The sequence below is a fragment of the Pseudomonas brassicae genome, assembly GCF_010671725.1.
Taxonomy (GTDB): domain Bacteria; phylum Pseudomonadota; class Gammaproteobacteria; order Pseudomonadales; family Pseudomonadaceae; genus Aquipseudomonas; species Aquipseudomonas brassicae.
On sequence record NZ_JAAHBU010000077.1, the window covers coordinates 21,149 to 27,922 of the forward strand.

Annotated in this window: 5 protein-coding genes; 2 read left to right on the forward strand and 3 right to left on the reverse strand. The window is 65.0% G+C overall.

Translation table 11 applies throughout. The features are described from left to right. Positions 1-38 precede the first annotated feature (38 nt). Complete coding sequence (locus G3436_RS06690) at positions 39-1,184, reverse strand: slipin family protein (protein WP_163942717.1); 1,146 nt, start codon at positions 1,182-1,184, stop codon at positions 39-41. 610 nt (positions 1,185-1,794) lie between these two features. Between G3436_RS06690 and rtcR the strand changes: the two genes are divergently transcribed. Both rtcR and G3436_RS06700 read left to right on the forward strand, forming a co-directional pair. Further along, the gene (gene rtcR, locus G3436_RS06695; RefSeq protein WP_163942720.1) at positions 1,795-3,381 is read left to right on the forward strand and encodes an RNA repair transcriptional activator RtcR; all 1,587 of its coding nucleotides are present in this window, start codon (positions 1,795-1,797) and stop codon (positions 3,379-3,381) included. An 85-nt stretch (positions 3,382-3,466) separates the two neighbouring features. Next, entirely contained in the window at positions 3,467-4,558 is a 1,092-nt protein-coding gene (locus G3436_RS06700; protein WP_178116347.1) for an alpha/beta hydrolase, read from the forward strand. A 258-nt stretch (positions 4,559-4,816) separates the two neighbouring features. Here G3436_RS06700 and G3436_RS06705 read toward each other — a convergent pair whose 3' ends face one another. Both G3436_RS06705 and G3436_RS06710 read right to left on the reverse strand, forming a co-directional pair. After that, positions 4,817-5,956, reverse strand: a complete 1,140-nt coding sequence (locus G3436_RS06705) for a GDSL-type esterase/lipase family protein (protein ID WP_243667039.1) — start codon at positions 5,954-5,956, stop codon at positions 4,817-4,819. 1 nt (position 5,957) lies between these two features. Further along, the coding region (locus G3436_RS06710; RefSeq protein ID WP_163942727.1) for an SGNH/GDSL hydrolase family protein at positions 5,958-6,774 on the reverse strand (817 nt) is incomplete at its 5' end.

The following is a 6,774-nucleotide window of genomic DNA, read 5'->3' on the forward strand; positions in this document are numbered from 1 at the left end:
TTTCCTGTTGCCCGCCAGGCCCGAAGGCCCGGCAGGTGTCATGCGGTTTTCAGGCTCACCAGCCCATTCAACACCTGATCCAGCCCGCCGAATACCGAAATCCGGTCGATACGCTCGGCCACCCGTTCCAGGGTTTCCAGCTCCTTCAGGCGCAAGGCGGTCGGGTTGTCTTCCATGACTTTGGCGGTATTGAGCAGCGAACGGGTCGCCGAGGTTTCCTCACGCCGACGGATCACGTTGGCTTGCGCCGCCTTCTCCGCCTCCACCACCTGCGCCAGCAGGGTCTTCATTTCGCCCGGCAGGATGATGTCACGCACCCCCAGGCCGCTGATTTCCATGCCGCTGCCCTGCAGTTTCTCGGACAGGTACTGGCTGACCGTGTCGTCGATCAACTGCTTGTTCTCCAGCAACTCGTCGAGGGTACGTGTACCCACCGCCGCGCGCAGCCCGAACTGCACCTCGCGGTACAGGTGCTCGAGCGGTTTGGCAAGGCTGGCAAAGGCGGTCAGCACGTCGCTGTAGCGCCAGTTGGCGGCCAGGTTCAGGCGCAGGCTGACCTTGTCACGGGTGAGGATCTCCTGGCCGCTGACCTCCAGCGACTGGATACGCATGTCGACCATGTCGACGCTGACCTGCCGGTTGAAGCGCCAGAAGCCGTACTGCCCCGCCGGCAGCAACTCGATCACCGCGCCGTCCACCTTGAGCACGCCCACATGGAAGGTCGGCACCGGCGCCAGCAACACCGCGTCGATCCCGGCCAGGCTGCGGCCGCGCAGCTTGGGCTGGCCGAGCTGCGCCAGCAGGGTCGGCTCCAGGCGATAGGCCTGGCTCAGGTCGATGCGCTGCAGGGTCTGCGCGCTCTGGCCCTTCCAGTACAACTGGCGGCTGCCCGGTGGCAGCAGTTCCACCAGCGCGCCGTCTTCATAGCGCAGGCCGACTTCTTGGTCGCCCAGGTCCATGCAGTCGAAGTATTGCGCCACCAGCGCCGGCTCGCTCTGGCGCAGGTAACCGGCCAGGCGGTGCTCGAAGCGTGGGGCATTGAGGCTGAAGGTTTCCACCGTCAGCCGGTTGTGCAGGTCAAAGCGCTGGTGCACGCCCGGTTCCAGGATCGACACGAAGTCGCCCTCGCAAAACAACAGGCCGCGTTCGTTCTTTTTCACGATAAAGCGCTTGAGCATTTTCATTCTGTTTTTCCCTTTCATTGAATTGCGTGGTGCCGGTGCTGCCGGTACGCCGAGCGCTGCAAGTGGGGCCCGGGGGGGAGGTACAGGCGTCGGGACATCAGAGTCCTGTGGCGACCGAATCCTTCGGTCCGACGTTGCGCCTTGCCCCGGGCGGCCAGCAGGCCGGGCGTACCAGCGGTGGCGGGGGCGCCCTTCGCATAAGCCAGCCATCCTGGCTGCGTGTGCGTTGCCCGCGCCTCACCGGCGGGTGTTACGGGTGTAGCTACCGTGGAGGGTATGTAACGAGTTCTAGGCTCGTTGGCGGCCCCATCCGGGGTTGCGCCATCGACCGGTCGTTGCGGCGGCGGCATGCACGACACCAACACCAGGGGTGGGCTCGTGCACCGGTGGGGCGGTGAGCCCCTACCCGTCGGCCTGCTTGGCGATGCGGTCGAAGGAGATATTGCGAGGGACGTGCCAGCTTTTGATTTTTTGACTTAAATATTTTTCAAATAATTGATTTATAAGGTTTTTATATTTAAACCGGCTAAATAAAAGCGTTTTGCTCGGTGGCGCCCTTGGAGAAATACGTATATTTTTATCTATCAATCTATCCAAAAAGATAAACCGCATGACCAAGCGCAGCGTCGCCATCGGCTTCATCGGCACCACCCTCGATCGCAATGGCAAGGGCGCCGCGCGCTGGAACAAATGGCGGCCCACGGTTGCGCTGTGCCAGCAGCCCGCGCTGGCCATCGACCGGCTGGAGCTTATCCACGGCAAGAGCGAGCGCGACCTGGGCCTGGCCGAACGCCTGCGTGACGACGTGCGCAGCGTGTCGCCGCACACCGAGGTACGCCTGCATCGCATGGAACTGCACAACCCGTGGGACTTCGAGGAGATGTACGGCGCCCTGCACGACTTCGCCAGCAGCTACACCTTCGATACCGAGCACGAGGATTACCTGGTACACATCACCACCGGCACCCACGTCGCACAGATCTGCTGGTTCCTGCTGACCGAGGCGCGCTACCTGCCGGCCCGCCTGGTACAGACCTCACCGGCCCGCGGCAAGGAAGACACCCGCGACCCGGCCGGCACCAGCACCCTGATCGACCTCGACCTGTCGCGCTACGATCACATCGCCTCGCGCTTCCAGCGCGAGCAGGCGCACAGCCTGACGTTGCTCAAGGCTGGCATCGCCACCCGCAATGCCGCGTTCAACCACTCCATCGAGCAGATCGAGCGCGTGGCGCTGCGCTCGAAGGCGCCGATGCTGCTGGTGGGGCCGACCGGCGCCGGCAAGTCGTTCCTGGCCCGGCGCATCTACGAACTCAAGCGCACACGCCACCAATTGGAAGGCCGTTTTGTCGAAGTGAACTGCGCCACGCTGCGCGGCGACGGCGCCATGTCGACGCTGTTCGGGCACATCAAGGGTGCGTTCACCGGCGCGCAAAATGCGCGTGACGGCCTGCTGCGCGCAGCTCACGGCGGCATGCTGTTCCTTGACGAAATCGGTGAGCTGGGCGCCGACGAACAGGCCATGCTGCTCAAGGCCATCGAAGAGAAGCGCTTCTTCCCATTGGGCTCGGACCGCGAAGTGGAAAGCGACTTCCAGCTGATCGCCGGCACCCACCGCGACCTGCGCAGGCACGTTGCCCAGGGCCTGTTTCGCGAAGACCTGTATGCCCGCATCAACCTATGGACCTTCGAACTGCCGGGGCTGGCCGGGCGGCGCGAAGACATCGAGCCGAACATCGATTTCGAGCTGCAGCGCCATGCCCGCGAGCAGGGCCGCAACGTACGTTTCAACCTCGAAGCCAAGCGCCGCTACCTGGCGTTTGCCAACGCCCCCGAGGCGCGCTGGGCCGGCAACTTCCGCGAGCTGTCGGCATCGATCACGCGCATGGCCACCCTGGCCGACAGCGGGCGCATCGACGAAACCCTGGTCAACGAGGAAATCGCCCGCCTGCACCGCGCCTGGGGAGTCGCGACCGAGCCCGCAGAGCCACTGCTCGAAGGCCACACGCTGGACCTGTTCGACCGCCTGCAACTGGAGGCGGTGCTGCGGGTATGCCGCGATGCCCGCTCGCTGTCCGATGCCGGGCGCCAGCTGTTCGCGGTGTCGCGCCAGGAGAAGGAGAAACCCAACGATGCCGACCGCCTGCGCAAGTACCTGGCACGCTTCGACCTCGACTGGAACCAGCTGCGCGGCTGAGCCTGCGTGCTAGAATCCGCGCCCGGCCGCACTGGCCGGGCACACCTTCCCCTTCACCGAAAAAGGACTCTCGGTCTTGTCGTTCATGACATCTCCCCGTCTGCCGTTTGCCGCCCTCAGCCTGTTCACCGCCCTGAGCCTCGCCACCACCGCCAGCTTCGCCGACGATGCCGAAGCCGAAGCAGTCGCCAAGGGCCGCTGGCAGGGCCTGGCCGGCATGGCCAACCTGTACCTGAACGATGCCACCCCACAGCAGTTCATCGATGCCGGTGACAAGGAGAAGGAGCAGCACGACAACATGGCCGGCGCCCTGACCTACTACCTGACCGCCGCGCGCCTGGACCCGAAGAACGCCTACGCCTCGTACCAGGCCGGCGCAGCACTGGCCTCGATGGAGAGTTTCGACCTGGCCGCCGACCTGCTCGACCAGGCGCGCGAACGTGGTTTCTGGCAGGCGGTGGTGCTGCGTGACGACGACGAACTGGCCGGCATGAAAGACGCCCCGGCCTACAAGAAACTGCTGCAGAGCGCCGAAGCCAACTACACCAAACAGGCCAAGGACGCCGGCCTGGCGGCCTTCAGCATCCCGGCAGGCAAGGCTCCCGCCGGCGGCTGGCCGGTGGTGGTGTGGCTGGCCGGCTATGGCACCGAAGGCAGCAAGAGCATCCGCATGCGCCAGCAGCTGGTGGGCGAACGCGCCGTACTGGTCGCGCTGAATGGCACGCTCAAGCGTGACGAGGGCCAGTTCATGTGGCAGCAGGACTCGGTGGCACCCACCGAGAAAGCGGTGGCAGCGGCGCTCAAGAATCTGGAAAAACAGACCAGGGTCGATCGCTCGAAAATCGCCCTGATCGGTTTCTCGCAAGGCGCCGAACACGCGGCGCACCTGCTGGCCGAATACCCGCAGCACTACACCGGCGCGGTCCTGCTGTCGCCAGGTGGCTTCCGCATTCCGTTCGCCGAGCAGAAGGCCAAGGACAAGCACATCGTCATCGTGCACGGCGCCAAGGAGCATTCGAGCAACCTGCAACTGACCGCGACCACGCAGAAGGCGTTTGAAGCGAGCAACAAGGTTCAGAGCCACGAACACGCAGGCGGGCATGCGTTCCAGGCGGATTGGGAAACGGCGTATCGCGGGTATCTGGATTACGCGCTGGGGTTGCAGCCGGCGGGTTGACCCCGGTACTGCTGGAGAAGGGGCCGACGAGATCTATCCCAAAGTCCTACAGCACTGCCGAAAAAACCGTTCTATGCTTCACCCTGAGTTCGACGCCCGAAAGGCGCGAAGCTAGGGGGGCTGTTATCGACAACCGGGGCGCCGCAAGCCAATCCCATTCGCCGATCCAGCCCCTCCTTTTTTCACCTCAACGCAGGCCCAGTTGCCCACGCAGGTAGTCATACAGGCCCGCCGCACTCTTGCGATAACCGTCGGCCGTCAGGTGCACCAGGTCACCCCGGGCCAGCCCCTGCGCCTGCCATTGCGCAATCGAGCATTCCCCCCCCCATGTACGCCTGCCAGTCCCCAGAACAGCACGTTGGCCTGCCTGGCCACCTGTCGCTGGATCTGTACCACCTGGGGCAACGACTGTGGCCGGCGCGCCGCACACGAGCGCGCCCCGCGCTGTTTGATCGAGTCCGAAGGCCCCACCAGCAGGATCACCGCACGCGGCTGCACGCGGCGCAACTGCGCCAGCGTACGGCTCAGCTGGTCGCGGTACTGCCCCATGTCCAGGGTATTGTCGAACGCCTCATTGGTACCGTAGGCCAGGATGATCAGGTCAGGGCGCAAGGCCTTGAGGTTTTCCTGCCAGCCGGCCTGCCACTTGTCCTGCACCTCCAGCCGCGCACCGTTGATGCCCAGCGCTGAATAGGTCACCCCGGCGTTCTTCTGGCCCTGGATGTACCAGCCGCCGAGCACAGTGCCCGGGTGTGCATTGATGGTCATGTCCACCGGCAGGCCGATACCGTTGAGCAGCGGGCTGAAACGCCACTGCCCATTGCTCGCTGCCAGCATCACCCGGCGCGTCGCGTTCTGCCCGCCACGGGCGGTCAGGCTGCTGTTCTCACGCGCCTGGTACAACGCCGAAATACGATAGCGCTGGGCCGTGGGCTCGCGTGCCTCGATGCGCACGCTCGGGTTGGCTGCCAACGGTACCGACAGGTAGCCGCCCAGCGGGAACTGCTCGCTCTGCTGGTTGCGTGCCGAGACCAGCTCCCACTGGCGCCTGGCCGTCTTGAGAATCACATTGTCGTAGCGTGTGCCGGGCACTGGCGTGGCCGCCACGAACCCCATGCCGCCATCGCCGTACTGGGCCTGGAACAGGCGGCGCATCTCGCCACTGAACAGGTCGGCGGCTGTGTGCGAATCGCCAAACTGCACGATGTTGACCGGGGCACGGCTGGCCGTACGCAGCTTGCCCGCCAGCACCGCGAGGTTGGCATCGCGGCTGCTGGCGGCTGTGTGTGACGCGTTGATCGGGCGCGCGGTCGGCGCACTGACCGCCGCGACCGGGCTGCAGCCCGGCAGCAGGCAAATCAGCGCGGCCAGCGCCAGGAGGTTATGCGGTCGGCGCATCTCAGTGTCCCGTTACAGTCAGGCCCGGGAAGGCGATCATCGACAGTACTTGCTCGGCGATCAGCTTCTGGCCCGTCGTGGTGAAGTGGATGCCGTCATCGACGCGGGTCTTGACCCGTTTGCCCTGGCTGTTCTGCAGGGTATAGGAGAACTCGTCGGCCTGGTAACCCAGTACGCCGTTGGCCGATACGTAATGCTGCTGGTACAGCTGTGTCTGGCTTTCATACAGGCCGCTGAGGTAGGCCATGGCCGTCGACAGCCGCGGCTTTTGCATGTTCGGTGGGCCGACCCAGATCACCTGCACATTGTGTGTGCGCGCCTCGCCCAGAATCATGTCGATGCGCTTGCGGTACAGCGTCTCCCATTCCGGCGACTTGAAACGCAGGAACGGCTTGCCCTTGGACTCAGGCATGTCCCACGGGTCATTGGGCCCCAGGAACACCACCATCAGGCGAATGTTGGGCTGGCTCTGCAAGGTCGTGGCGACCGTTTGCGGCCAGTTGAAGAACCCGGGATAGGCCAGGCCGGTGCTTTGCCGGCTGAGGTTGACGCTCTTGATCTGATAGCGCTTGAGCAAGGTGTTGGCCAGGTGCGGCGCCACCCCCTGCATCAGCGAATCGCCAACCAGAAACACTTCGTCCCCGGCCGCCAGGCTCACGCGCTTGGGCAACTGCCCCGGCACCAAGGGCGGTGGCGCCAGTGCGCTCGTCGCAAGCGTCACCGGCTGTGGTGCCGGGTTCGAGGCGGGCGCCGCTGGCACAGGCGTGGGCGCCTGAGCCAACAGCGGCTTGACCGGCACCGACGGCAGCGGGTGCGCC

What these genes read in the sequence shown, in the direction of transcription:
- rtcR (WP_163942720.1), top strand. Translation starts at nt 1,795, where the DNA reads ATGACCAAGCGCAGCGTCGCCATCGGCTTCATCGGCACCACCCTCGAT.
- G3436_RS06690 (WP_163942717.1), bottom strand. Translation starts at nt 1,184, where the DNA reads ATGAAAATGCTCAAGCGCTTTATCGTGAAAAAGAACGAACGCGGCCTG.
- G3436_RS06700 (WP_178116347.1), top strand. Translation starts at nt 3,467, where the DNA reads ATGACATCTCCCCGTCTGCCGTTTGCCGCCCTCAGCCTGTTCACCGCC.
- G3436_RS06705 (WP_243667039.1), bottom strand. Translation starts at nt 5,956, where the DNA reads ATGCGCCGACCGCATAACCTCCTGGCGCTGGCCGCGCTGATTTGCCTG.